We start from the raw sequence: 24204 nt of genomic DNA, 5'->3' as shown, positions 1-24204 counted from the left end.
CGCGATGCCGGACGAGGGCCCGGCATCGCAGGGCGCGCCGCCGCGCGGCCCGTCGAGTTTGCCCGCCATCACACCCCACAGACGACAACAATGAACAAGACGAGAGATTTCCGTTTCCTGATTCCCGCTGCGCTCGCGCTGGCCAGCGCCGGCCTTGCGCAGGCGGGCACCGACGAAGTGCCGCGCATGAGCAACGACGTGTACCGGACGTCGGTATCGTTCTGCTCGAACGTCGCGGCCGCCGAGAAGATCGAGTGCCAGGGCGACATGATCGCCGCGGGCAGCCGGATCGTCGCGGCGATCGGCGGCCTGCCGCCGGCCTCCGCCACGGCGATCGACGAAGGCGCGCGCAACAAGCTGCCGCCGGCGGAGCGCAAGGGGCTCGCCCCCGTCGAGCCGGGCGCGATCGACAAGGACGACGACCTGGCCGGCCTCGCCGGCATGGTGCGTCTGTGCGACGTGTACGAATCCGAGCCGGCGTCGCGCGCGCGGCATCACGCGGCGCTGCAACAGAAGGCGCCCGATGCCGCGCCGCGCGTCGAGGCGTTGCTGGCCGATGCGTCGACGGTGGCGCGCCAGCGCGTCAGTATCGGCGTGTGGCAGATTCTCGCGCTCGAAGGCCCCGAAGCGTCTGCGCGCGCGTGCACGCAGCTCGGCAGCGGGTCGTGAGCGCGCGCGTGCCGCAAGCGCAGGCCGATCGACCGTCGGTGCGCCGGCAGCGCGGCGCCCGCGACGAACGGGTCAGCGGTGCACGATCGTCGCCGGCCTGATCCGTACCGGCCGGCCCAGCGTGCGGGCGACCGGAGACGCCCGTACGGCGTTGCGCACGAGTGCTTGCTGCGTGTGCGACAGCGGCGCCGCGAAGCGCAGCGCGATATCGAAACCGGTTTCGTGCTCGAGGCGGTCGATGGCCACCTCCGCCGTACAGGCGGGCAGCGTCACGCCCGCGCGCTCTGCGGCGAGGTCGATCGACATGCAGACGCAGGCCGCGAGCGCGCTTTCGAGCAGTTCGTGCGGCCGCATGCCTGCGTCGCCGCCTTTGCCTGCCTTGTGCGTGTCCGCGCGCACGACGCTGCGCCCGTTGCCGATCTCGACGCAATAGGGCTTGCCCAGCCGTGCGGCCGTCACCATGGGGATGCTCCGTTGCAGGATGAGGATGCCGGCACGGTACGCCGGCGTCGCGTGCGGGGGAAGGCAACGGTTGGTACCGGTACCGCTTGTAACCGCTTCGGCGGCGCGCGCGAATTCTTTCGTCCACCTTCACATTCGTGCCACGTTGCGACAGCAACAATCGCGGGCAGACATTCGACAACCTTGCGGCGCATCCCGCGACCGCAAGCCTTTTCCGAGGAAACACGCCATGCTCAAGACGCTCGCCCGCGCCGCTGCCGCACTCGCTGTCGCTTCCGCTTCACTGCACGCCACCGCGCAGACCAGCTACGACTACCTGTTGCTCGCCGCATCGTGGGAGCCCGGCTTCTGCGCGTCGCACGATACGCCGGAATGCACGAACCTCGCCGGCTCGTATGCGGCGACGAGCCTGTCGCTGCATGGCCTGTGGCCGAACCGCTATGACGGCAACCAGCCGTTCTATTGCGGCGTGCCGCAGAACGACATCGACCTCGACAACGCGCACCAGTGGTGCAGCATGGACGCGTACCCGATCAGCAGCGCGACGCGCAACACGCTGTCGACATACATGCCGGGCGTTGCGTCGTGCCTCGACAAGCACGAGTGGTTCAAGCACGGCACCTGCTCGAACTCGGCGACGCCCGATGCGTACTGGAACCAGGCGTCGGGCATGATCAGCCGGCTCGGCAACACGTCGTTCAACACATTCCTGCAGGCGAACGCGGGCAAGACGGTCACGCGTAACCAGTTGCTGTCGGCGTTCGAAGGCGCGTTCGGCAGCAACACGCGCAGCGCGGTGTCGCTGAAGTGCACGAAGACGAATGGCGTGAGCTACTTCACCGAAGCCTGGATCGCGGTGAAGACGAATGCGGCTGCGCAGTTCCCGAGCGCGGCGTCGCTCGTGACGGACGGCAACACGCAGGGCACGTGCCCGACGTCGGGCGTGTATATCGCGAAGTAACGGGGCAGGGCGCGACGTGTGCGACATCGCGCACGTCGTCGCCCGTCATGACTTCGGCGGGACGCCTGACCACAGCAGCCCGGCCAGTTCCGGCCCGCCGAGCTGGTGCTCGTCACGCTCGACCGTGCCGGGCAACGCATGCCACGGCACCGCCGGATTGCGATGATGCTGCAGATGCAGATTGATGTGATACGGCCACACGAACACGCGGCCGATCCAGCCGGTTCGCCACGAATACGTCCAGTCGGCCCAGCCCGGCGTCGCATCCGGCCCGCCACTGTGCTCGGCCATGCTGCGGATCTTCTGTAGCAGCACCGACAGCGTGAGCAGCGGCACGAACCAGAGCGCCGCGACCCGCACGAGCGTGTGCGCGGAACCGGTCCACACGAGCAGCGCGACGATCGTCATCCATACCGCCACAGCCGCCTGGAACGGCCGGCCGAGTCGCGTGTTCTGCCCGCCCGCGCGCCGGAATGCCGCCATGTTGCGCACCATGTTCAGCACGAACAGGTCACCGAGGCATTGCCGCGCGAGCGGCCACGCATCGAGCGGACGGAACCGCCACGGCTGGTCGTGATAGAGGAACTGGCGCTCGGGATCCTGCGCGGTGCCGAGATGGCGATGATGCGCGAGGTGCAGTGGCCGATAGAACTCGACGGGCACGAGACCCGGCACGCCGATCGCCACGTTGATCAGGAAGTCGTTGAGGCCGCGCCGGCGCGTGACGTGATAGTGGGCCGCATCGTGATACAGGATGAACAGCGCATGCTGGCGCGTCGCGACGACGACCACGGCGAGCGCATGCAGGTACCACGCGCCGAGCGCAACGGCGACGCGGATCGCCACGATGATGCACGCCCATTCGAACAGTGCGGCTGCGATCGTGCGCAGGTCGACCCGTGCACGCAGCAGCGCGAGCGTGACCATGCTGGCAACGATGCCCGTCACGCCGCCCCATGCGGCATCTGCGGCACGATGCTGGCCGGTGGTCAGCACCGTCGCCATCAGCAGCGCGCTCCACGCGACGAACAGCACGGCCGGCCGCTGCCGCAGCGCCAGCAGCACGATCGCGATGGCGATCGGCAGCGCGACGTGCCCGCTCGGTGATGCGGCGAGCGGCGGGTCGATCCGCTGCAGCCATGCGATCCAGCCGCGCCCGGCAGGCGGCCACGCCACCGCGGTCGGATGCAGCAGATGAGCGGCCAGGCAAAGGCCGGCCGCGAGCGCGCCGGCGAAGAACGCCGGCAGCAGCCAGGCGCGGCCGCGCCCGAGCCAGACGAGCGCGGGCATCGCGCACAGGTAGCTGAGGTAAAGCGGCACGGTGCCGGGCAGCACCGGAATCGCGCGATCGAGCGCGCTCGCCGGAATCGCGGTGACGGGGCCGAGTGGCACGTGCGTGACGAAGCAGTAGAGTGCACCCGTCACGACGAGATAGGCGACGAGCAGCAGCCATGGCCGGGCGATCGGCGTGTCGTTCGCATCCTGGCGGGAAAGGACCTGGGACATGGCTTGAGCGGGCGGGTAACGGGCTATCATAGCAAGCTGTTCAGCCTTGCAGGAGTACCCGATGGAGTTGCGCGCCACCGCCGTCGAACGTGCGGCCCTGGGCCCCGGCGACATCGAGCGGATGTTCTCGTTGTATGCGGCGTCGTATTGCGATACGGGGCGCGCACGGTTCGACCACGACCTCGGCGACAAGACGCACTGCATCGTGCTGCGCGACGCCGGCGGCGCGATCCAGGGCTTCTCGACGCTCAAGCAGTACGACGCGCACTGGCGCGACGCGCCGATCCGCGTGATCTTTTCCGGTGACACCATCATCGATCCTGCGCACTGGGGCACGCAGCATCTCGCGTTTGCGTGGATCCGCCATGCGGGCGACGTATGGCGGCAGGCGCCGGCCGTGCCGCTGTACTGGTTCCTGATCTGCAAGGGGCATCGCACCTATCGCTACCTGCGCGCGTTCGCGCGCGACTACGCGCCGCGTGCCGGCAACCTGACTTCACCGGCGACGCAGGACCTGATGGATTACCTGGCCGCCAGCCGTTACGGGCACGCATACGATCCGGCCACCGGCATCCTGTCGTTCGACACGCCGATGGGCCGGCTCGCGCCCACGCTCGCCGAGGTGCCGGCCGCGCACCGGCGGCTGGCCGACGTCGACTACTTCCTCGCACGCAATCCCGGCTATGCACGCGGCGACGAACTCGTGTGCCTGTGCGAACTGTCGGCGTCGAACCTGCGGCCGCTCGCGCGCCGGTTGTTCGACGGCACGTGAGCCGCGCCCATGCGGATCCGTCTCGCGCAACCGGCCGACAACGCGCACATCCTCGAATTCCAGGCCCGCCATGCGATGCAGGGCAGCCTGCCGCTGCGCTTCGACCGCGCGCCCGACTACTTCGCCCTGCATCGCTGCCACGCGCCGCATCACGAGGTGTGGCTCGCAGAGGGCAAGCCCGCTTCGCTGAAGGGGCTGGCGAGCCTCGTCGTGCGCGACGGCTATCTCGGCGAACGCGTGCAGCCGGTCGCCTATCTCGGCGACCTGCGCCTGATGCCCGACCGGCGTCTGTCGCGCGAATGGACCGACTCGGTGCGCGAACGCTTCGCGGCGCTGCGCGCCGACGCAGGCGTGCAGTACGCCTACTGCTGCATGATCCGCGACAACCGGCTCGCGGTGCAGTCGCTGGCGCGGTCGCGGCGCGCGAACCGGCTGCGCTTCTCGCACTGGCATGGCTACGAGAACGTGTCGATCTACGCGCAGCGCGGGCTGTCGTCGGCACCGCGCAGTGTGCCCGGCATCCGGATCGTCGGAGCGCAGCCGCATCACGCGGACGCACTGCGCGCGTTTCTCGATGCCGAGTCGCGCCGCCAGCCGTTCGGCGGCGTGTTTTCCGCGGGGGAGTTCGCGCGCCGGCTCGATACGTGGCCGGCGTTCGGCCTCGATGCATTCCTGCTGGCGCTCGACGCGCACGGCAACCTGCGAGGTTGCGTCGCGCCGTGGGACGCCGGCGACATCAAGCGGATCGTGCTCGAACGATTGCCGCTGCCGCTGCAGGCGATCCGCGTCGCATTCAACACGCTCGCGCCCGCGTTGCGCCGCCCGCGTATCGCGGCGCCCGGCGAGCCGCTGCGCGACGTCTACCTGACGCACCTGCAGGTGCGCGATCGCGATCCTGCCGTGTTTGCGGCGCTGCTCGACGCCGCATGGCTGCGCACGCGCAACCGCTATGCGCTGATGCAGCTGTGCCTGTACGACGGCGATCCGCTCTGGCCCGCGCTCGCGCGGTATTACGCGGCGCGAACGCCGATGGATCTCTATACGCTGCCGACCGGCGAGCCGTCCGAGCCGATCGACGGCCTGCTGGCCGGCCGCGTGCCGGGGTTCGAGATTTACCTGGTCTGACCGCGCGTGACGTGCAGCAGGTCGGCGAGCGCGAGCCAGAAGCGGCCGGCGTCGAAGCCGAGCCCGCCGAGCACGGGCTGGCCGTGATCGAGACGCGGCAGGCAGATTTGCGGGACGCCGGGCAACACCTGGTGATCGAGATAAAACTGCCCGTCGTGCGCGCAGCCCGGGCGAAGACCGTTCAACCGCGCATGATGCGAATCGAAGCGCGTGGACGCTTCGACCGACCAGCTCACCCCATGCACGAGATGCAGGTCGCGCGGCAGCGCTGCGAGCATCGCGCCGACACCGGGATCGCGCCGGCTGCTGATGTCGCGCGTGCCGGCGTCCGTCCAGCGCGTGCGCAGCATGCGGCGGGCAATGCGGTCGGGCCACGGCGCGGCCACGTGCGGCGGCATGCCGTGACGGAAGATCGTGTCGACGATCGCGGACGGGCCGACCGGTGGCTGCACGAGCGCGATGCCCGCGCAACGCGCTGACAGCACCGGGTCGCCGACGAGCGCCGCGAGCGTATCGATGCCGCCCTTGCTGTGTGCGAGCACGACGAATTCGCTGCCGGCCGGCACGTGCGCACGCAGGTGTCGGCCGATATGTGCGCCCTGGTCGAACACGCCGCGCGCGGAGCGCACGGGCACCGTCAGTACGCGATAGCCGGCCGCGCCGAGCGTTTGCCGCGCGCCGCGATTGCAGCCCGGCAGCCATTCGGAGTAGAGCCCCGCGATGAGCACGACCGTTGTCGTCAGCGGCAGGCGGGCCGTGCGCGCTGTCCAGCTGTCGATGAACGCACCGGTCCGGTCGAGGTTCGCCGCGACCCGTGCGAACGGTGTCGCCGGATAGCGGCGGCGCCAGTCATCGAACCCGTCCGGTGTCCACGGTGCGCGCGTCATGCGTGCGGCTCCGGCTTGCGTTCGGCCGTCGCCAGATACGGTTCGAGCGCGGCGCGCGCCGCGCGCAGCGCCGCGTCGCTGTCGAGGCGATCGGGATGGAAACGCGGCGAAAACCAGCACAGCCACATCGGTATCACGTGCGTGAAGATCCCCGGCGCGACGAACAGCCAGCGCAGCAGTTGCAGCCAGCCGCGCACGTTCCGTGTCTGCCCGTCGACCGCGACGAGGCGGTGCACGAAATAGATCAGGTCGATCACGAAGTAGACGGAGATCCCGAGCATCGCCGCGCAGCGCACGGCATAGCGCCGCACCGCGCCCGGCATGGCGGCCGCGAGCACGTCGAACGCGACGGTCTTGTGTTCGGTTTCCTCGATCGCGTGCCAGCGCCACACGGCCGCCATCGTCGGCTCGGCGCCGTCGAGGATCGCCGGGTCGCTCAGCAGGCGGTGCGACAGGATCGTCGTGTAGTGTTCGAGGCAGGCCGTCAGCGCAAGCCGGATGACCGGCGACACCTGTCGTGCCGCGTTGCGCTGGCGTTTTTCGAGCAGCGCTTCGAGCGCGTCGACCGGCACATGCTGCGACGCGAGACGCGCGTTGTAGAGCCGGTGTACGCGGATATGCGACGCTTCCTGCCGCACGAACGCATCGACATCGGTCGCGAGCGATGCATCGCCGCCGACGCGGTCGCGAAACGGCCGCACGCTTTCGACGAAGAAGCGCTCGCCGAGCGGAAACATCACGGAAAACGCGTCGAAGAAACGCGTCACATGGCAGGTGCCGCGATACCAGAAGCGCGGAATGCGCTCGTCGATCGTGAAGCGCACGTCGCGCGGCGGCATGCGCGACGCGGTGCTGGCGGCGGGCGGGCGGCGAAATGGCCGCATGCTAGCGCGCCCCCTTCGCGGACGGGGCGCGAGCCGTTACCGGCAGTTGACGCATCTGTTGTATCCTCCCGTGCAAACAACCGCCATTCCGAGCCTGCCGAGCCATGAACCGACCGAGCGCGCAAGCCCGACGTTACGATCGCGTCAACCTGCTGGTGCTCGCGCTGCAGAGCCTCGTGTGGGCCGGCACGCTCACCTGGCTTTCGCATACGGATGCCGGCGCGATCAAGTGGCTCGTGCTCGTGCCGTTCTGCCTCGTGATGCAAGGCGTGTTCTCGATGATGCACGAAACCTTCCACGGGTTCGGACATCGCCGGCCGACCGCGAATTATATGATGATGTGGTGGGCGTCCACGATGTTCGGCGCGGCCGCGACGCTCATTCACGTCAACCATCTCGGCCATCACGTGCGCAACCGCACGCCTGCCGAGCGCGCGGATTTCGCGACCGCGAACGAATCGCTGCTGCGCAAGCGCATCGAGTACTACGCGGCGATCCTCGGCGGCATCTGGCTCGGCGGTTTCGTCGGCAGCTTCGTGCTCGCGCTGGTGCCCGGCCGCACGATGCAGCGGCTCGCCGCACGCGGCGACGACAACACCTACGCGGCCGCCTTCAAGGAATTCACGACGGCCGACTTCCGCCGCATCCGCTACGAAACGCTCGCCGCCGTCGGTGCATGGCTGCTGGCCGGCTGGCTGCTCGACTGGTCGGTGCCGGCCGTATTGATCGCGTATGTCGCGTTCGCGTTCTCGTGGTCGTCGCTGCAATGGGTGTACCACATGCGCACGCCGCTCGACGTCGTCGAAGGCACGTACAACATGCGCGCGCCGGCCCCGGTGCGCTGGTTGCTGCTGAACTTCAACTACAACCTGACGCATCATCGCCGCCCGGCGCTGCGCTGGCAGGACATGCACGCGGCGTCGGACCTGCGCGAGACGCGGCCGCTGTGGTACGGCTGGCTCACGATCTTCGCGCCGCCGCGCCGGCTGCCCGACGATCTCGCGCAACTCGACAAGACCTATTTCTGATGGACGCTTCCGCCCGCAGTCCCGCCGACGCTTGGCGTGCATTCGCACGCGCCGCGCAGCCGGACGTCGATCGCTGGCAGGCCGGCTTCGACGCGCCGGGCGACGTGCAGGCGCAGCGGTTGATGGCGCTGCTCGCCGCCAACCGCGACACGGCGTTTGGCCGCCGCTTCGGCTTCGACCGGATCGACAGCCCCGCACGGTTCCGCGAGCGCGTGCCCGTGCACGCGGCCGCCGATTTCCTGCCGTGGCTCGAGCGCGTGTCGAACGAGACGGAACCGGTGCTGACCGCCGAACGCCCGCTGTTCCTCGAACGTACGAGCGGCAGCACGGCGCGCCGGAAGCTGATTCCGTACACGCCCGCGTTCCTGCGCGAACTGCAGGCCGCGATGATCGTGTGGCTGGCCGACATGCATCGCGCCTGTCCGGCACTCGGCGAAGGGCATGCGTACTGGTCGATGTCGCCGCCGCTGCAGGCGCCCGGCGTTGCGCCGAGCGGAATTCCGGTCGGCTCGGCGAGCGATCTCGATTATCTGGGAGACAGCAGCGCCGCCGCACTTGTGCCGACGCTGCTCGTGCCGCCGCTGACCGGCGACGCGGCGACGTGGCGGCGCGAGACCCTGCGCGCGCTCGTCGCCGACGCATCGCTCGCGTTTATCAGCGTGTGGAGCCCGACGTTCCTGACGAGCGTGCTGCGTCCGCTGTTCGATCGCAACGATGCCGATGGCGTGCGCGATCTCGCATGGGTCGAAGCGTCGCTGCCGGCCGATCGTCGCGCTGCGTTGCGTCGTGCGAGCGCGAACGGCGACTGCCATGCACTGTGGCCGCGCCTGGCGGCCGTGAGCTGCTGGCTGGACGGCCCGAGCCGGTATTACGCCGACGCGTTGCGCGTGCGGTTCCCGGATGTGCAATGGCTGCCGAAGGGGCTGTTCGCGACCGAAGGCGTTGCCAGCATTCCCTTCGGCGCGGGCGACGGCTGCCCGCTCGCGATCGGCAGCCACTACCTCGAATTCGTGCGCGACGACGGCAGCGTGTGCGATGTCGACGCGCTGCAACCGGGTGACGACGCACAGGTGTTGCTGACGACCGGCGGCGGGCTGTATCGCTATGCGCTCGGCGATCGCGTGCGCGTGATCGGCATGACCGGACGCACGCCGCGCATTGCGTTCGTCGGCCGTGCGGCGGCGAGCGTCGATCTCGTCGGCGAGAAGCTCGACGAACGCATCGTGGCCGATGCGCTGAATCCTGCGCTCGGGCAACACGGGGAAGTCGGTGCGTGCATCGTGCCGTGCGCGGCGCGAGAAGGGCTGCCGCACTACGTGCTGTGCGTCGCCGGCGACCTCGGCGCAGACGCGGCCGATACGATGCGCGCAGCCGTCGAAACCGGGCTGGCGCAGGCATTTCATTACGCGCACGCACGCCGCCTCGGCCAGCTCGGCCCGCTGCAGATGCGCTGGCTGGGCCGATCGCCGGCGCGGCTCGGCGATTGGCTGCAGCACGCGGCCGATCGGGCCGGCATGCGCGCGGGCGACGTGAAGCCGTGCCTGCTCGTGACGCGGCTGCCGATGGCCGAGGCGCTGCTCGCGATGACGGATGAGTGATGCCATGAACGACATGAACGAACCACGCGGATGCGGGCACGAGTGCTCGTCGCGCGAAGCGGCGCACGCGCAAGCATCCGCACCGCAGATCGACGGCCTGCACGAGCAATGGTTCGTTGCGTGCACCGAACGCGAACTCCCGCACGACAAGCCGCTCGGCGTGCGCATTCTCGACACCGGCATCGTGCTGTTTCGCCAGCGCGATGGCCGGATCGCCGCGCTGGTCGACCAGTGCGTGCATCGCGGTACGCGACTGTCGGCCGGCAAGGTCGACAGCGACACGCTCGTCTGTCCGTATCACGGCTGGCGTTACGACGGCGAGGGGCAGGTCGTTCATGTGCCGAGCATCGACGGCACGCGGCCGACGGGCGCGCCCGGCCGCTATCCGTTCCGGCAGCGCACACTGCCCGTACAACTGCTCGACGGGCTCGTGTGGGTGTATCCCGGCACCGGCGATCCGTCCGCGCGCACGATTTTCCGGATGCCGTTCCGCGACGTCGCTGCATGGCAGTCGTACTACATGGTCAACACGTTCGACGGCGACATCGCGATGCTCGCGCAGAACTTCATGGACGTGCCGCACACGGTGTTCGTCCACGACGGGATCTTCCGCAGCAGCCGTGGCCAGGCGATGGAGGCCACGGTCGCGGCGACGCCGGACAGCGTCGCCGTCACTTATCACGACGGCGACGACAAGATCGGCTTCTGCCTCGACTGGCTCACGAATCCCGATCGCGTGCCGCTTGCGCACGTCGACCGCTTCATCGCGCCGAATGTGACGCGGTGCGACTACCTGTGGGGCGAGCGTTCCGGGTTCCTGATCGTCAGCCAGATCACGCCGATCGATGCGCGCCGTTCGCGCGTCTACACGTACATCGCGTATCGCTTCCGGCTGCCGCGCTGGGTGCTGCGCGCGCTGCGGCCGTTGCTGAACCTGTACACGCACCTCGTGATCCAGCAGGACGTGCGGATCATGCGCGCGCACCGGCAAGGGCTCGACAACGCACCGGGCTTCCGGCCGCACAACGTGCGCGCCGACATCGTGCATGTCGCGATCGACCGGCTGCTCGACGCGGTGAAACGCGGCGAACCGCTGCCGGCCGGGCAGTGCGGCGAGAAGGTGATGCGGTTCGAGCTGTAGGCGCGGCGTGCGGCGCTGCGCGGGGACGCGCGTTTAGCGCGTGGGGCCGGTCTGGCCGGACGCGAGCGCGACGCCGTCCGTCAGGTAGCGGTGCACGGCCGGCAGATGCTCGAGCGCGAGCGCCGGATACGCGTGATGCACCTGGTGATAGCCGATGTTGCGCGGATACAGCACGAGCTTGCCGATCCAGCCGAACGTCATCGTGCGCGTCATCTTCCAGATCGATTCCGGCGAGCGTTCGCCCATCTCCACGTGATCGTGTTCGAGCAGCACGCGGTTCGCATTCATGATGCCGCCGATGATCCACGGCAGTCCGTAGTAAGTGAAGAACGGCAGATCCCAGTGCACGACGGCCGCGATCGCGAGCAGATAGCCCGCGCAATGCGGCAGGTCGGCGCGCGCACACGCAATGACTTCGGGGTGACGGCGCAGGTCCTGGCCCGAACGGTCCTGCATGAAGCCGCGTGCGTACCACGGCCGGAACGCGGGCCAGGCGAGCGCGAGCGGCGCCATCAGCGCGCGTAACGGCCACCAGACCGGCAGCAGCGCGCCGCGCAGCATCATCGCGCGCCGCACCCAGCCGCCGCGTGCGGCGAGCCGGTGCAGGTACGGATCCTGGGCGGTGCCGACCGCGCGATGATGGCGCAGGTGGTGATAGCGCATCGCCGCGATGGACGAGCCGATAGTCCAGCCGGCGAGCGCGTCGACGAGCGCGAGCGGCAGCGTCATGCGTCGCACGGGAAGATGGCATGCGTCGTGCAGGATCACGCCGAACGCCTGCAGCCGCCCCGCAATCAGCAACACGGCCGCGACATGGACGATCGGATTCGGCACGAAGCGGATCGCGGCCCAGCACAGCAGGATGCCGAACCAGTCGACGCACGCATAGCGCACGAGCCGCCACGGCCGCGCGCCGGCCACGAACGGCAGCGTGCGGTTCAGTTCGGCGGGTGTCGGCAGCGTGGCGGGCGTGGGCATTCGGCGGTGTCGGGCGCGCCGTCGACGGCGCGTGTGCAGGTTTTGTCGCTGGGCAATATACACCGGTTTCCGGCGCCCGGCGGCCGCGATCAATGCGCGGCGCAGGGCGCGCCGAACCATCGCGCTGCCGCGTGCGCCGCTGCGTCGGCATCCGCATCGTCGTGACCGGCCCATGCGACGATCCCGTCGGGACGCACGAGCACCGCGCGCACTCCGAGCCGGTCTTTTGCATCGCTCGCGATGTACGCGATCCGGTCGCGCCAGCGGCTTGCCAGTGCCTGAAGCGGCCGGGCTGCATCGAAGTCCAGCAGCACGCCCTTGCCGTGCCGGACGCGCTCGCCGAGCCGTGTGCCGTCGGCCAGTTCGAAATCCGGAGCGCTGCGGCCGACGAGCGGGTGATGGCCGCCGAGATCGTACGCAACGGACACGCCCCACACGCGCTCGGCGAAGTACGTCGCGCCGTCGCGCGTGTCGACGAGATCGCGCATGATCGCTTCGAGCGCGCGCGAACTCGGAGACGGCCGCATCAGCGCGACCTGCGCGCGCGACCAGTCGAGCACCCGTGCGCCTACCGGATGCCGCTCGGCCGTGTAACTGTCGAGCAGCCCGTCCGGCGCGTCGCCGCGGATCGTCGCGGCCAGCTTCCAGCCGAGATTCATCGCGTCGCCGAGCCCGAGATTGAGCCCCTGGCCGCCGAGCGGCGAGTGGATGTGCGCGGCATCGCCCGCGAGCAGCACGCGTCCGTTGCGGTAGGTCGCGGCCTGGTACGCGCGGTCGGTCCACGTGGTGGCGAGCCGGAGGGCCGTCAGCGTGACGCCGGTGCCGGACACGCGGCGCAATACGGCTTGCGCATGCTCGAGCGTGACGGGCCCGCTCCGGTGGAACGCGCCGCCGTCGAACTCGACCAGCGCGATGGTTCCGGGCGGCGTGTACGTGTACATGCCGCCCGTCGTGTAATGACGGCCCGGCAGCAGCGCGCCCGGATCGGCGAATTCGGCTTCGATCGAGTAGCCGGTGAATTCGGGATCGGTGCCGGCGAACGCGAAGTCGCCGGCCTTGCGGACCGTGCTGCGGCCACCGTCGCAGCCGACGAGCCAGCGGGCGCGGAACGTGTTGCCGCCCGCGTGCAGAGTCACCGTGTCGTCCGCGTCCGACTGTTCGAAGCCCTCGACGCGGATACCGCGCCGGATCTCGACGCCCGTTGCTTGCGCACGAGCGGCCAGCGCGGATTCGACGCGCGCCATGTCGGTCGCCATGTGCGTGCCGGCCGGGCCGGGCAGGTGGTACGGCCACTGCGACGCATCGATGTTGTCGTGGAAGAACGGGATGCCGGCGAAATGGCCGCCCGGACGGCGCGATTGCTGCATCCAGTGTGCGGTGTCGTTCGCGCGGGGCGGCAGTGCGATGTCGTCGAGCAGGCCGCGACGGTCGAACGCGTCGATGGTGGGCGCCGACAGGCCGCGCATGCCGAACGGAAGACGCTTCAGCGGGGAATCCGGATCGTTCGCCTGCTCGACCACCAGCACGGACAGGCCGACTAGGCGAAGCTCGCACGCGAGGAACAGGCCGACCGGGCCGGCTCCGGCAATCACGACATCATGGGTGACGGGAAGATTCATCGGGTGGCTCGGTGTCAGGCCGGGGCAGGCCGTGGGCGGTCGATGGCGCGATACCTGACCGGCATCGCGCCCCGTTTGAGTTGACAATGGAACGTTGTTCCAATGGCGAGATATTGGAACGTTGTTCCATGTGTGTCAAGCTAGCGCGCATGAAAACCAGCAACCGGACCGAACGGCGCGCGGATGCGCTGTCGAAAGAGCGGATCGTCGAGGCCGCGATCGAGATACTCGACAAGGACGGCGAGCGCGCGCTGACGTTTCGCGCGCTCGCTGCGTACCTGGCGACGGGAAGCGGGGCGATTTACTGGCACGTCGCCGACAAGCACGACCTGCTTGCGGCGGCTGCGGACCAGGTGATCGCGGGCGCGATGGCGGACGTGCCGGGCGCGGACGACGGCGATGCGGCGGAAGCGCTCCGGCGCGTCGCGCTGCGTTTGTTCGACGCGTTCAGCGCGCATCCGTGGGTGGGGGCGCAGTTGTTCCGGGAACCGTGGCAGCACGCGGTGCTGCGCATCCTGGAGCGCGTCGGCGGGCAGCTTCAGGCGCTGGGCGTGCCCGAACCGGAGCAATTCAACGCGGCGTCGGCGCTGATGCACTACCTCTTCGGGCTGGCCGGCCAGTATGCGGCCGGCGCGCGGCTTCATTCGCGCGAGACGGGGCAAGCGGAGATCGTCGCGACCGTGGCGGAGCGGTGGGCGCAACTCGAGCCGGCGCAGTATCCGTTCGTGCGCAAGGTGGCGGCGCAACTGGCCACGCACGACGAGCGCGCGCAGTTCCTGGCCGGCATCGACCTCATTCTGGCGGGGATCGGAACGGCTCGATAAGCCGTCGTACGGCGGGTCGACTCGTCAGGCGAGCAGTTGCAGCGCCTCCGCGAGCGACAGCACCGTCGTGCGCGATTCGAACGCGGTGGCGAACAGATGCTCGTGGACCACCGGGTCCGGGTCGTAACAGCAATCCTTGACCGTATAGAGACGGAAATCCGCATCGCTTGCGTGGGCGATCGACGAAAACATCACGCCCGTCGACGCGATACCGACCATGATCAGCGAATCGACGCCTTGCGCGACCAGCCTGGCCTGCAGATCGGTGCCGAAGAACACGCTCGCGCGGTGCGCGACGATCAGCGGCTCGTCGGGCTGCTTGCCCAGCTCAGGCGACGGGCCGTCGTTGATGAACAGGCCTAGCCGTTTGATGCCCTGGCCGTTCTTGTTGAGCGGGCTGACTTCCGAGTAGCCGGGGCTGAAGCGGAGATTCGCGAACCAGACGCCGACGCCTGCGGCACGTGCCGCATCGCAGAGACGGCGCGTATTGGCGAGCAGTTCGGGTGCGACCGACGGGAAGAGGTCGAGGATGTCGGTCTGGTAATGCATGACGACCAGCGCGGTTTTTGATGGCGCGATGGCGGGAATCGGCGCGCAGGCGCCGTCGCTGGCGTTCGTGTGGGCTGTCGTTGCGACTTCTGATGCGTTGTCCGGATGCATGCGTGATGTTCTCCAGTAACCGCTGCGGGGTGTCGGAAAATCGGTCGTTCGCGTACGTCGTCAACCATGGCGCCTTCGCCGGCCGGGTTGGCTCGACATTGGACGAAGGCGAATCTCCGCTAATGCACGAGATCGCAATGAATCTGCAGCCTTTCCGTGGCGTTGCGGTGAATCTGAAACCCTTGCCGTACCAGTGCGGACTGGATCTGCGCCAGGCTGGAATCGCATCGCCGCATGCGATGCCGCTGCCAGAATGGCGGCGTGAATACGCCCAGCGGCAATAACCGCACGCGACGACCCTTCAACCCGAACGAAACGTCGATATGTGTTCCATCGACGTCGTGTCCGTTGCTTCCGAAAATATCGACAAGCTCGTTGCCTCGGGTGGGGTAGAGCAAGCGGAACAGGCCCATTCCCAGTGCGCGAAACCCGCGACGCGCAACACCCAGACCGGATGCTCGCGGCTCATAGCCTCGCGTCAGGATCAGGTCGATCTCCGCGGGCAACTCGGCCTGGATCGCCTGCAGCTTCCCCAGCACTTGCGCCTCCACGCGCACGTATCGTGCGGGCCAGCGCGGCCGGATCTGCACGCCGGCTTGAACACCACGCGTCAGCGTCAGCAAATTCGAATGCATCGTGAGGATATCCGTGAGTGTGGCGGGCAACAAGCAAGAATTCAATTTCTTAAAATCAGGCTGCTCATGTATTGATTCAAATCGCGAAAATCCTTAACCGTCCACGGGTGGGGCGCTAGTTTTACGCCGTTTTCTCGCAACGTTTTTGAAATCAGGTCTCCGTTTGGGCGAAGTATGACTGACGAGACAATAACGCCCGGATAGTCTTTGAGTCGTTTTTTGAACGCGGGTGTCGTAAGGTCGGGTGTGGGTGGGCTGCTTTTATTGGCCAGCGGCCCTGTTCCTCTGGCATCTGCTCCGTGGCACATCGCGCATCTCGCCAGGAAGATCTTTTTCCCGTTATCACTATCCGCGAAGGTTGGTGATGTTGGGGCAAGCAATGAAATTCCTAACGAGGCGATGAGGATTTTTTTCATTTTTTTGATTTATTGTAAAAGCCGGTGAATGTCTCTTTAGGGGCGATTGCCGCCGAATGACGGGTTTTATGTTGAGTGTGCCGATCGTCACCTGCCGCAGTCGCGCCGGGTGGCGCACGCCCGGCTTCGCCCCCTCAAAAAATCGACCTTCCCGTATAAGTCGTCAACCACTCCAGCGCCAGGGTCCCCGCCAGCGAGTTCCCGTTCGCATCGAGCCCCGGCGCCCACACGCACACGGCCATATCCCCCGGCAGCACCGCAACAATCCCGCCGCCCACGCCGCTCTTCGCCGGCAGCCCGACGCGATACACGAAATCCCCGGCTGCATCGTAGGTGCCGCAGGTCAGCATCAGCGCCGACAGCCGCTTCGCCGAACTCGAATCGACGATCCGCTCGCCGGTCGCCGGTGCGACGCCGCCGTTCGCGAGGAACAGCGCGGCGCTCGCGAGCTCGACGCAATTCATCGTGATCGCGCACTGCCGGCAATACGCATCGATCACCGTGTCGGGCGGCATCTGCATGTTGCCGAAGCTCGCCATGAAGTGCGCCATCGCGCGGTTGCGCTCCGCATGCTGCAGCTCCGACTGCGCGACGCGCGAATCGTAGTCGATGTCGTTCGTGCCGATCATCCGCCGCACGAATTCGACCAGCGCCGTCTCGGCCTTGACGAAGCGGCGGCACAGCACGTCGGTGACGACCAGCGCGCCTGCGTTGATGAACGGATTGCGCGGCTTGCCGCGCTCGCTTTCGAGCTGGACCAGCGAATTGAACGCGTTGCCGGACGGTTCGCGACCGACCCGTTCCCACAGTTCGTCGCCCAGCAGCTGGAATGCGAGCGTGCACGCGAACAGCTTCGAGATACTCTGGATCGAGAAGCGCTCGTGTGCATCGCCGACCGTGTAAACGTTACCGTCGAGCGTCACGACGGCCATCCCGAACTTGTCGGCGGGCACTTTCGCGAGTTCGGGAATGTAGTCGGCAACCCGTCCCTGGCCTATCCAGGGGGCGAGTTCGGTGTGGATGCGTTCGAGGATCGTCTGGTAATTCATCACGTCAGGCGGGTAGGTGAGCGGCCCGGATTCCGGCGAGCCCGTATGGAACCGTCCCGGCGCCGATTCGTCAAGCATGGCCAGCATCGAACCCTGATTTTCAAGACCGTCAAACGGGCAGGCGGCGGTCGCAGTATCATGCGGTACGTTTCGGCCGATGGCCGGCGTCCGGCACCTGCCGGCGTCGCCGCGGCCCCCTCGATGATCCGACCGCTGCCCATGTCTTTCCGCATCCTGCTCGTCGAAGACGACACCCGCCTGTCCACGCTGATCGCCGGCTACCTGCGCAAGAACGACTATGAAGTCGACACTGTGCTGCATGGCGACGCCGCGGTGCCGGCGATCCTGTCCATTCGTCCCGATCTCGTCATCCTCGACGTGAACCTGCCGGGCAAGGACGGTTTCGAAATCTGCCGCGAGGCGCGCAAGCAGTACGACGGCGTGATCATCATGGTGACGGCGCGCGACGAGCCGTTCGACGAACTGCTCGGCCTCGAATTCGGCGCGGACGACTACGTGCACAAGCCGGTCGAGCCGCGCATCCTGCTCGCGCGGATCAAGGCCCAGCTGCGCCGCGCGCCCGCACGCGTGACCGAGAGCACCGCGCCGCAGCCCGAGCGCTACGCGTTCGGCAAGTTTTCGATCGACCGTACCGACCGTACCGTCGTGCTGCCCGACGGCAGCACGCCCGACCTGACGTCGGCCGAATTCGACCTGCTGTGGGCGCTCGTATGCCATGCGGGCGAGGTCGTCAGTCGCGACGACCTGATGCTGCAGCTGCGCGGCGTCGAATTCGACGGCCTCGACCGCACGATCGACGGACGCATCTCGAAGCTGCGCCGCAAGCTGCGCGACGACGCAAGCAACCCGCAGCGGATCAAGACGATCCGCAGCAAGGGTTATCAATTCAGCAAGCACGCGTGGGAATGACGCCGCCTGCGCGCGACGCCGTCACGTTCCGCGCGGGCATTCCACCCGCCGGCCGGGAGCCGCGATGATCCGACGAACCCGTTCGCACCCCGATGCGCCGCCGTTGCCGACGCTGCGCTACGTCAAGTGGCGCTGGCTGCATTTCCGCCGCGCGTGGACCGACACGCGCGCCGACCGCATTCCGAGCTGGTCGCGCCTGTACGTGCGCACCTACCTGCATCTGCTCGGCCTCGTGTTGCTGACCGCGCTCGTGCCGGCGCTCGCGCTATGCGTCGAATTGTCGCCGCAGGTCGTGTGGCATGCATTCGATTCGCTGCCGGGCGATATCTGGATCGTGCTCGCGTTCGTGTTCGCCGCGCCCGCACTCGCCGCGTACCGGTGGATGCGGCCGGTCTGGTCGGATCTCGTGATGGTGCGTGAACGCGCGATCGACTTCACGGGCGGGCGCTTCAACACGCGCGCCCGCGAATCGCACAGCGTGATCATCGGGCCGCTCGCCCGCACGCTGAACGCGCTCGCGATGCGCATGGAGCGGCTGATCGCCGCGCAGCGCGATCTGACGAACGGCATTTCGCACGAACTGCGCACACCGCTCGCGCGCGTGCGCTTCGCGCTCGAAATGCTGCGCGAACCGGGTTCCGCGGCCGAGTACCAGGGCGCGCTCGAGAGCATCGCGCAGGACGTGACCGAGCTCGAAGAGTTGATCGACATGAGCCTCACGTATGCGCGGCTCGAATACAGCTCGCTGCAGTCGAACCTCGAGATGACCGCGCCCGTCGCGTGGTTCGAGCACCAGGTGAACGACGCGCAACTGCTGTATCCGGAGCGTGCGATCGAGGCGCGCATCGCGATCGCATCGGATCTGCGCGTGAAGATGGACCGCCGGCTGATGTCGTACGCGATGCGCAATCTGCTGCGCAACGCGAGCAAGTACGCGAAATCGCAGATCGTCGTCGGCATCTCGCTCGTGCACGGCAACATCGGGATCTTCGTCGAGGACGACGGCCCCGGCGTGCCCGAGAGCGAGCGCGAACGGATCTTCGACGCGTTCGTGCGCCTCGACCGCCGCACCGGCGGTTACGGGCTCGGCCTGTCGATCACGCGGCAGGTGCTCCATGCGCACAATGGCCGGATCGCGGTCGTCGATCCGGTCGCACTCGGCGGCGCGCGGTTCGAGATCAGCTGGCCGGTCTAGCGAGACGCCGCGCGAGGTCCCGCCCTCGGCAGCCACGATGGCGACGCGCGCCGGTTGCGTGCGCGTTGCCGGCATTCCCCGCCGTCCTTCCCCGTCGCCTCTCCGTATTGCAATCGCATGAAGATTCGTTTGCAGCGCATACGCGCCGTGCATTACGATTGCAATTGCAACTACTTAGGCCGGCGGTCTGCAGCAGCGCAAGCAGGCGGCCTGCGACGCAGTAGCGAAGCCGGGGCGGCCCTGCCTGCCGCCCTTCGTTCATGCATTCCTGTCCGGGTCACGCCTCATGCGGCTACTGAATATCGTGTCTTCTCCCCGTGGCGCCAGGTCGGCGTCGATCGCGGTTGCGAATGCGTTCGTCGACGCGTACTGCAATGCGGAGGCGTCGGTCGACGTCGATACGCTGAATGTCTGGGAAGAGGACCTGCCGGACTTCGATGGCGACGCGATCGGCGCAAAGTACAAAGGCGTCGCGAACGAACCGATGAATGCCGCCGAGCAGTCGGTCTGGCTGCGGATCCAGTCGCTCGTGAAGCGGTTTCAGCAGGCGGACCGGATCGTCGTCGGCGTGCCGATGTGGAATTTCGGGTATCCGTACAAGCTCAAGCAACTGATCGATCTCGTCAGCCAGCGGAACATGCTGTTCACGTTCGATGGCGCCGCCTACGGCCCGCTGCTGACGATTCCGCGCGCGCTGGTTGTCCATGTGCGCGGGCAGAGCGGGGAAACCGGGGCGGGACGTCTCGACACCCCCGGGTTCGGGCATCAGGCCGATTACATCGAATTCTGGCTGAAGTTCATCGGCGTGAACGAGGTCAGGAGCCTGACCGTCGAACACACGTGGAATGCGAAGGCGCACGACAGCATCGAACGGGCGCAAGCGCGGGCGATCGCGATGGCTGCGGATTTCTGATCGGGGAGTACGGCGGCGCGACGGCGGCGCGGATGCCGCCGAAGCGGCATCCGCGCATGCTCAGTAGGTGCGGCCGAGCTGCAGGTAGAAGTTGCGGCGGCCGCCCGGCGCGAGCGCCACGCCGATATAGACGGGCCCGAACGCGGTCGACAGGCTCGTGAAGAACGTATAGCTCTGCTTGAGCGCGCCGCCGCCGATCTGCTGCCCGCTCGACCACACGTTGCCGACTTCCGCGCTGGCGCCCACCGACAGCGCCTTGATCGGCGACGCGTTGAACGTCATCAGCTGGTTCATGTAGGTGATCTGACCGTACGCGAGCTCGTTGCCGTTCAGCTGGTCGGCCGCATACGCGGACAGATGCTGGAAGCCGCCGAGCGTGAAGTTGAACGCGTTGATCAGGTTGGTGCCGCCGATGCTCTTGCCGCCTTCGATCGTCGCGCTGATGCTGTGCCGGCCGAACTGCTGCGCAACCATCGCCTTGCCGTAGATCTCGGTGTAAGGCGCGTTGTTGATCCCGTCGTCGAATTCCTGTGCCGAGCCGCCGTTGCGCGACACCAGCGAGCGCTCGACACGCAATTCGCCGAAGTAGCCCTTGCGCGGGAACATCGGATCGTCGAGCTGGTCGATGACGAGCCGCGCGCGCGCGGTCAGCGCCTGGGACGTGAAGCTCGGCCACAGCAGGTTCTGGCCGCTGCCGTCGTCGAACGGCAGGTTGTAGGTCGGCGAGCCGTGCCCGGTCACGTATCCGATACCGACCCGGAAATCGCCGAGCCGAGCGATCGGCAGGCCGAAGTCGATCCCGGCGCGCGCCGTCTGCATCAGGTACTGCGTGATCTTCACGTTACCGGTGTCGTCGTACAGGTTCGCGTAGCGGCGCTGGTATTCCGCATACGGCGACAGGTAGACGCCGTAGGCCATCGACAGCGGCTGGCGGAATTCGACGCGCGCCGACTGCAGGTCGCTGCCGATCGTCGTGTCCGCGCGGAACTCGAGCCCCGATTCGGTGAGCCACGGCCGCCGGTAGCCGACGTGCAGGCGGAAGCCGCCCTCGTCGGTCGAACTGCTCGACATGCCGAGCCCGAACAGCAGGAAATTCGGCCCCCAGTACTTCTCGCGCGCGTTGATCTCGAGCACGTTGTCGTCGCCGTGGCTCACGATCTGCTGCGTGACGCTCTCGAAATTGCCGCCCGTCGTGAGTCCGAGCAGATCCTGGCTGACGGTCTGCGGATCGTAGGTGTCGCCGGGCTTCACGTGCAGCGCGTTGCTGACGACCCGCTTCGGCACGCCGCCGCTGGTCTTGATGTCGATGCGCGTGATCCGGATCGGCGGTGGCAGCGGCTGCGCGTGCGCGGACCGGTAGGCCGCGTACTGTTCCGGCGTGAGCGCGAAACGGCGCAGCTTCGGCAGCGCCGCGGTCGCCGCGGCCGCGCCGGCGGCGATCGCCTGCTTCGCGTTCTGGAAGTCGGTGAACGCGAGCGAGCCGAGGTCCGGCGTGAGCAGTACGTCCTGCGCGTCCAGCTGCTTGCGCTGCGCGGTCACGTTCTGGCGGATCAGGATGCCGACCATCTGCTGCATCACGTCGGCGGGCGACGCGAGCGCGTCGAGCGGGCGCAGTTGCGAGCCGATGTCGACGGCGATCACGACGTTCGCGCCCATCTGCCGCGCGGTGTCGACGGGCAGGTTGCTGACGAGCCCGCCGTCCACGAGCGCGCGCCCGTTGATCTCGGCCGGCGCGAACAGGCCCGGCATCGCCATGCTCGCGCGGATCGCGAGCGGCAGCGAGCCGTGGTCGAGCACGACCATCTGGCCCGTCTGCAGGTCGGTCGCGACCGCGCGGTACGGGATCGGCAGGCGGTCGAACGGCTGGTTGGTCGGCACGGCGGCCGTCCAGTTCGCCAGCAGCGCCTGCAGCCGGTTGCCCTGCACGAGGCCGACCGGCGCCTTCACGCCTTTCTTGCCGAAGCCGAGCGTCAGCCCGTTGATGTACAGGCGTTCGTCTTCCCGGCTGCTTTGCGGCAGGTCCGCGCGGTCCGTCACGTCGAACGCGATATCCGCGAGGTTGACCTCCGACAGCCGTTTCTGCATCTCGTCGGCCGCCATCCCGCTCGCGTACAGGCCGCCGACCACCGCGCCCATGCTGGTGCCCGCGACGCAGTCGATCGGGATCCGGTTGTCTTCCAGTACCTTCAGGACACCGAGGTGTGCGTAACCGCGCGCGCCGCCGCCGGACAGCACGAGGCCGATCGACGGGCGGCCGGCCGGACCGCCGTCGGCCGTGCAGTCATGCGCAGGCGCGGCGGGGGCGGCAGGCGTGGCCGCGGGCGCGCCGGCGGCAGCGGTCACGGCCTGGGCGGCGGATTCGGCGGCCGGCAGCGGCTGCGCGGCGACCGTGCAGCACCAGAAGGCGACGAGCGTCGTGCAGAGCGGGCGCACCCGCGCCCAGCGGAAGGAAACGGTCGCTGTCATGGTGGAAATACCTGGCGTGATCGGGCGTCTGAGGCCTGCCGGGAGCAGGCAAGACCGAGAGATTACCGTGTTTTACAGGCGCAATGCGAGAGGCCGTTGCGTAGCCCGAAGCATCCGGCACGGTATTTTCGGCAATTTCGTCGCGAAAAAATCATCGGAATTATCTAAAGTATCGGAACGATTTGCCGCTAAGCTTGTGATGGGGCGGCATGGCCGCGCCGCGAAAATCCGGCGTGGCCGTCCCGGCCTGTTCGTTCACAAAGGTTTGATATGTCGACACCGCTGTTCGGAAAGTTGTTTGCGCAACCCGTTGCGATCGACCCTGGAACGGCGAGTACGCGGATTTATACGCACGAACGCGGCGTGGTGCTGAACCAGCCGTCGGTCGTCTGCTTCCGCAAGGCCGGCGCGACCGACGCGCGGCCGACGCTCGAGGCCGTCGGCGAGCTCGCGAAGGCGCTGCTCGGCCGCGAACCGGGGCATCTCGAAGCCGTGCGGCCCATGCGGCACGGCGTGATCGCGGACGCGCACGCGGCCGAGCAGATGATCCGCAGCTTCATCGACATGTCGCGCACGCGCTCGCGCTTCGGACGCCGCGTCGAGGTCACGCTGTGCGTGCCGTCCGATGCGACCGCCGTCGAACGCCGCGCGCTCCGCGAGGCCGCGTTCGCAGCCGGCGTATCGGAGGTCGAACTGATCGAGGAGTCGCTGGCAGCCGGGCTCGGCGCGGGTTTGCCGGTGACCGAGCCGGTCGGCTCGATGGTCATCGACATCGGCGGCGGGACGACCGAAGTCGCGGTCATCGCGCTCGGCGGCATCGTCTACCGCGAGGCGATCCGCGTCGGCGGCAGCCAGTTCGACGCGGCGATCGTCAACCATGTCCGCAACCTGTACGGCGTGCTGCTCGGCGAACAGACGGCCGAGCACGTCAAGCAGGCGATCGGCTCGGCCACCAGCGCGGTGCCGCGCAGGTCGACGCGCGCGGTCGGCCGAGGCATCGGCGACGGGCTGCCGCGCTCGGTGGAACTGTCCAACCACGACGTGGCGGATGCGCTGGCCGCGCCGCTCAAGCAGGTGATCGGCGCGGTGAAGTCGGTGCTCGAGAACGCGCCGGCCGAACTCGTGACCGACATCGCGCATCGCGGCGTGGTGCTGACGGGCGGCGGCGCGCTGCTCGCCGATCTCGAGCGCCTGCTGTACGACGAGACGGGGCTGGTCGCGCGGGTCGCCGACGAGCCGTCCACCTGCGCGGTGCGCGGCGCCGGCGAGGCGATGGGGCGGCTCGCGATGTGCCCGGTCGACTGATTCGGGCACGAACCGGGCCGTGCATCGCGGCGCGGCCATTCACATTCTTTCGATCCCCGTTGCACTCCATATTGCCTGCCCGCGTCGCCGCGGGCACGCTGCTCCGGTCGACTGGCCGCAAGGCCGGCGCCGTCCGGCATCGGTTAGTCGCGTGGACACCCGAACGCGCACCGTGCTAGCG

Annotated in this window: 23 protein-coding genes; 12 read left to right on the top strand and 11 right to left on the bottom strand. The window is 68.1% G+C overall.

The annotated features are described in order from the left end of the window. Positions 1–90 precede the first annotated feature (90 nt). Positions 91–669, top strand: a complete 579-nt coding sequence (locus tag BLA15945_RS12095; protein ID WP_059239512.1) for a hypothetical protein — start codon at positions 91–93, stop codon at positions 667–669. A 72-nt stretch (positions 670–741) separates the two neighbouring features. Here the strand turns inward: BLA15945_RS12095 and BLA15945_RS12090 are convergent, their stop codons facing one another. After that, positions 742–1131 carry an OsmC family protein gene (locus BLA15945_RS12090; protein ID WP_174992455.1) on the bottom strand — a complete coding sequence of 130 codons (390 nt, stop codon included), beginning with the start codon at positions 1129–1131 and terminating at the stop codon, positions 742–744. 229 nt (positions 1132–1360) lie between these two features. Between BLA15945_RS12090 and BLA15945_RS12085 the strand changes: the two genes are divergently transcribed. Beyond that, complete coding sequence (locus tag BLA15945_RS12085; RefSeq protein ID WP_174992454.1) at positions 1361–2092, top strand: ribonuclease T2; 732 nt, start codon at positions 1361–1363, stop codon at positions 2090–2092. Between the two features lie 45 nt (positions 2093–2137). On the opposite strand, the gene BLA15945_RS12080 is transcribed toward BLA15945_RS12085, so the two are convergent. Beyond that, positions 2138–3598 carry a fatty acid desaturase family protein gene (locus tag BLA15945_RS12080; RefSeq protein ID WP_174992453.1) on the bottom strand — a complete coding sequence of 487 codons (1461 nt, stop codon included), beginning with the start codon at positions 3596–3598 and terminating at the stop codon, positions 2138–2140. Positions 3599–3659: 61 nt separating this feature from the next. Between BLA15945_RS12080 and BLA15945_RS12075 the strand changes: the two genes are divergently transcribed. Next, complete coding sequence (locus BLA15945_RS12075; protein WP_059239519.1) at positions 3660–4370, top strand: hypothetical protein; 711 nt, start codon at positions 3660–3662, stop codon at positions 4368–4370. A gap of 9 nt (positions 4371–4379) precedes the next feature. Beyond that, the gene (locus BLA15945_RS12070) at positions 4380–5495 is read left to right on the top strand and encodes a hypothetical protein (RefSeq protein ID WP_174992452.1); all 1116 of its coding nucleotides are present in this window, start codon (positions 4380–4382) and stop codon (positions 5493–5495) included. Here the strand turns inward: BLA15945_RS12070 and BLA15945_RS12065 are convergent. Together BLA15945_RS12065 and BLA15945_RS12060 are read right to left on the bottom strand one after the other, a co-directional pair. Beyond that, complete coding sequence (locus BLA15945_RS12065; protein ID WP_174992451.1) at positions 5483–6382, bottom strand: hypothetical protein; 900 nt, start codon at positions 6380–6382, stop codon at positions 5483–5485. The two genes, BLA15945_RS12070 and BLA15945_RS12065, sit on opposite strands and share 13 nt — an antisense overlap. After that, a complete protein-coding gene (locus BLA15945_RS12060) occupies positions 6379–7266 on the bottom strand; it encodes a metal-dependent hydrolase (protein ID WP_059239525.1) in 888 nt (295 codons plus the stop codon). The genes BLA15945_RS12065 and BLA15945_RS12060 overlap by 4 nt, the downstream gene beginning before the upstream one ends. Before the next feature lie 104 nt (positions 7267–7370). Between BLA15945_RS12060 and BLA15945_RS12055 the strand changes: the two genes are divergently transcribed. The 3 genes from BLA15945_RS12055 to BLA15945_RS12045 are packed head-to-tail and all read left to right on the top strand — an operon-like array spanning position 7371 to position 11033. Beyond that, positions 7371–8294 (top strand): fatty acid desaturase family protein, encoded by a 924-nt coding sequence (locus BLA15945_RS12055; protein ID WP_174992450.1) that lies wholly within the window; start codon positions 7371–7373, stop codon positions 8292–8294. Next, complete coding sequence (locus BLA15945_RS12050; RefSeq protein WP_174992449.1) at positions 8294–9892, top strand: GH3 family domain-containing protein; 1599 nt, start codon at positions 8294–8296, stop codon at positions 9890–9892. The genes BLA15945_RS12055 and BLA15945_RS12050 overlap by 1 nt, the downstream gene beginning before the upstream one ends. 4 nt (positions 9893–9896) lie before the next feature. Continuing rightward, the gene (locus tag BLA15945_RS12045) at positions 9897–11033 is read left to right on the top strand and encodes an aromatic ring-hydroxylating oxygenase subunit alpha (RefSeq protein ID WP_233464202.1); all 1137 of its coding nucleotides are present in this window, start codon (positions 9897–9899) and stop codon (positions 11031–11033) included. A 33-nt stretch (positions 11034–11066) separates the two neighbouring features. Here the strand turns inward: BLA15945_RS12045 and BLA15945_RS12040 are convergent, their stop codons facing one another. Both BLA15945_RS12040 and BLA15945_RS12035 read right to left on the bottom strand, forming a co-directional pair. Then, the gene (locus BLA15945_RS12040) at positions 11067–12011 is read right to left on the bottom strand and encodes a fatty acid desaturase family protein (RefSeq protein ID WP_059239530.1); all 945 of its coding nucleotides are present in this window, start codon (positions 12009–12011) and stop codon (positions 11067–11069) included. 89 nt (positions 12012–12100) lie between these two features. Next, positions 12101–13630 (bottom strand): FAD-dependent monooxygenase, encoded by a 1530-nt coding sequence (locus tag BLA15945_RS12035; RefSeq protein WP_174992448.1) that lies wholly within the window; start codon positions 13628–13630, stop codon positions 12101–12103. Between the two features lie 149 nt (positions 13631–13779). Between BLA15945_RS12035 and BLA15945_RS12030 the strand changes: the two genes are divergently transcribed. Then, positions 13780–14454, top strand: coding sequence for a TetR/AcrR family transcriptional regulator (locus BLA15945_RS12030; RefSeq protein ID WP_174992447.1), 675 nt, complete (start codon positions 13780–13782; stop codon positions 14452–14454). A gap of 24 nt (positions 14455–14478) precedes the next feature. Here BLA15945_RS12030 and BLA15945_RS12025 read toward each other — a convergent pair whose 3' ends face one another. From BLA15945_RS12025 to BLA15945_RS12010, 4 genes are all read right to left on the bottom strand, one after another. After that, on the bottom strand, positions 14479–15114 hold the full coding sequence (locus BLA15945_RS12025; RefSeq protein ID WP_174992446.1) for a cysteine hydrolase family protein: 636 nt from the start codon (positions 15112–15114) through the stop codon (positions 14479–14481). 119 nt (positions 15115–15233) lie between these two features. Beyond that, positions 15234–15749 (bottom strand): hypothetical protein, encoded by a 516-nt coding sequence (locus tag BLA15945_RS12020; RefSeq protein WP_217468150.1) that lies wholly within the window; start codon positions 15747–15749, stop codon positions 15234–15236. Positions 15750–15790: 41 nt separating this feature from the next. Next, the gene (locus BLA15945_RS12015) at positions 15791–16165 is read right to left on the bottom strand and encodes a cytochrome c (RefSeq protein WP_174992445.1); all 375 of its coding nucleotides are present in this window, start codon (positions 16163–16165) and stop codon (positions 15791–15793) included. A gap of 134 nt (positions 16166–16299) precedes the next feature. After that, positions 16300–17214, bottom strand: a complete 915-nt coding sequence (locus BLA15945_RS12010; protein WP_174992536.1) for a glutaminase — start codon at positions 17212–17214, stop codon at positions 16300–16302. 219 nt (positions 17215–17433) lie between these two features. Between BLA15945_RS12010 and BLA15945_RS12005 the strand changes: the two genes are divergently transcribed. The 3 genes from BLA15945_RS12005 to BLA15945_RS11995 all read left to right on the top strand — a co-directional run bounded on the left by BLA15945_RS12005 (position 17434) and on the right by BLA15945_RS11995 (position 20252). Further along, positions 17434–18144: a response regulator gene (locus BLA15945_RS12005; protein ID WP_059239539.1), complete on the top strand. Its 711-nt coding sequence runs from the start codon at positions 17434–17436 to the stop codon at positions 18142–18144. A gap of 64 nt (positions 18145–18208) precedes the next feature. Further along, a complete protein-coding gene (locus BLA15945_RS12000; protein WP_059239541.1) occupies positions 18209–19339 on the top strand; it encodes an ATP-binding protein in 1131 nt (376 codons plus the stop codon). Between the two features lie 286 nt (positions 19340–19625). Beyond that, positions 19626–20252 carry an FMN-dependent NADH-azoreductase gene (locus tag BLA15945_RS11995; RefSeq protein ID WP_059239543.1) on the top strand — a complete coding sequence of 209 codons (627 nt, stop codon included), beginning with the start codon at positions 19626–19628 and terminating at the stop codon, positions 20250–20252. A 60-nt stretch (positions 20253–20312) separates the two neighbouring features. Here the strand turns inward: BLA15945_RS11995 and BLA15945_RS11990 are convergent, their stop codons facing one another. Then, positions 20313–22718, bottom strand: a complete 2406-nt coding sequence (locus BLA15945_RS11990; RefSeq protein ID WP_059239545.1) for a patatin-like phospholipase family protein — start codon at positions 22716–22718, stop codon at positions 20313–20315. A 270-nt stretch (positions 22719–22988) separates the two neighbouring features. Here BLA15945_RS11990 and mreB point away from each other — a divergent pair, with 270 nt between their 5' ends. Then, on the top strand, positions 22989–24023 hold the full coding sequence (gene mreB, locus BLA15945_RS11985) for a rod shape-determining protein (RefSeq protein ID WP_059239547.1): 1035 nt from the start codon (positions 22989–22991) through the stop codon (positions 24021–24023). Positions 24024–24204 lie beyond the last annotated feature (181 nt).

Source organism: Burkholderia arboris, assembly GCF_902499125.1.
In the GTDB taxonomy this organism is placed as follows: domain Bacteria; phylum Pseudomonadota; class Gammaproteobacteria; order Burkholderiales; family Burkholderiaceae; genus Burkholderia; species Burkholderia arboris.
Note: the sequence above shows the minus strand (reverse complement) of the source record. Positions and strands in the feature narration are given on the sequence as shown.

Excerpts from the sequence above, each read along its gene's own strand:
- BLA15945_RS12065 (WP_174992451.1), bottom strand. The coding sequence starts at position 6,382 with ATGACGCGCGCACCGTGGACACCGGACGGGTTCGATGACTGGCGCCGC.
- BLA15945_RS12020 (WP_217468150.1), bottom strand. The coding sequence starts at position 15,749 with ATGCATTCGAATTTGCTGACGCTGACGCGTGGTGTTCAAGCCGGCGTG.
- BLA15945_RS12095 (WP_059239512.1), top strand. The coding sequence starts at position 91 with ATGAACAAGACGAGAGATTTCCGTTTCCTGATTCCCGCTGCGCTCGCG.
- BLA15945_RS12035 (WP_174992448.1), bottom strand. The coding sequence starts at position 13,630 with ATGAATCTTCCCGTCACCCATGATGTCGTGATTGCCGGAGCCGGCCCG.
- BLA15945_RS11995 (WP_059239543.1), top strand. The coding sequence starts at position 19,626 with ATGCGGCTACTGAATATCGTGTCTTCTCCCCGTGGCGCCAGGTCGGCG.
- BLA15945_RS12000 (WP_059239541.1), top strand. The coding sequence starts at position 18,209 with ATGATCCGACGAACCCGTTCGCACCCCGATGCGCCGCCGTTGCCGACG.
- BLA15945_RS12080 (WP_174992453.1), bottom strand. The coding sequence starts at position 3,598 with ATGTCCCAGGTCCTTTCCCGCCAGGATGCGAACGACACGCCGATCGCC.
- BLA15945_RS12040 (WP_059239530.1), bottom strand. The coding sequence starts at position 12,011 with ATGCCCACGCCCGCCACGCTGCCGACACCCGCCGAACTGAACCGCACG.
- BLA15945_RS12015 (WP_174992445.1), bottom strand. The coding sequence starts at position 16,165 with ATGAAAAAAATCCTCATCGCCTCGTTAGGAATTTCATTGCTTGCCCCA.
- BLA15945_RS12030 (WP_174992447.1), top strand. The coding sequence starts at position 13,780 with ATGAAAACCAGCAACCGGACCGAACGGCGCGCGGATGCGCTGTCGAAA.
- BLA15945_RS12010 (WP_174992536.1), bottom strand. The coding sequence starts at position 17,214 with ATGAATTACCAGACGATCCTCGAACGCATCCACACCGAACTCGCCCCC.
- BLA15945_RS12090 (WP_174992455.1), bottom strand. The coding sequence starts at position 1,131 with ATGGTGACGGCCGCACGGCTGGGCAAGCCCTATTGCGTCGAGATCGGC.
- BLA15945_RS12050 (WP_174992449.1), top strand. The coding sequence starts at position 8,294 with ATGGACGCTTCCGCCCGCAGTCCCGCCGACGCTTGGCGTGCATTCGCA.
- BLA15945_RS12070 (WP_174992452.1), top strand. The coding sequence starts at position 4,380 with ATGCGGATCCGTCTCGCGCAACCGGCCGACAACGCGCACATCCTCGAA.
- BLA15945_RS12060 (WP_059239525.1), bottom strand. The coding sequence starts at position 7,266 with ATGCGGCCATTTCGCCGCCCGCCCGCCGCCAGCACCGCGTCGCGCATG.
- mreB (WP_059239547.1), top strand. The coding sequence starts at position 22,989 with ATGTCGACACCGCTGTTCGGAAAGTTGTTTGCGCAACCCGTTGCGATC.
- BLA15945_RS12045 (WP_233464202.1), top strand. The coding sequence starts at position 9,897 with ATGAACGACATGAACGAACCACGCGGATGCGGGCACGAGTGCTCGTCG.
- BLA15945_RS12085 (WP_174992454.1), top strand. The coding sequence starts at position 1,361 with ATGCTCAAGACGCTCGCCCGCGCCGCTGCCGCACTCGCTGTCGCTTCC.
- BLA15945_RS11990 (WP_059239545.1), bottom strand. The coding sequence starts at position 22,718 with ATGACAGCGACCGTTTCCTTCCGCTGGGCGCGGGTGCGCCCGCTCTGC.
- BLA15945_RS12055 (WP_174992450.1), top strand. The coding sequence starts at position 7,371 with ATGAACCGACCGAGCGCGCAAGCCCGACGTTACGATCGCGTCAACCTG.
- BLA15945_RS12005 (WP_059239539.1), top strand. The coding sequence starts at position 17,434 with ATGTCTTTCCGCATCCTGCTCGTCGAAGACGACACCCGCCTGTCCACG.
- BLA15945_RS12075 (WP_059239519.1), top strand. The coding sequence starts at position 3,660 with ATGGAGTTGCGCGCCACCGCCGTCGAACGTGCGGCCCTGGGCCCCGGC.
- BLA15945_RS12025 (WP_174992446.1), bottom strand. The coding sequence starts at position 15,114 with ATGCATCCGGACAACGCATCAGAAGTCGCAACGACAGCCCACACGAAC.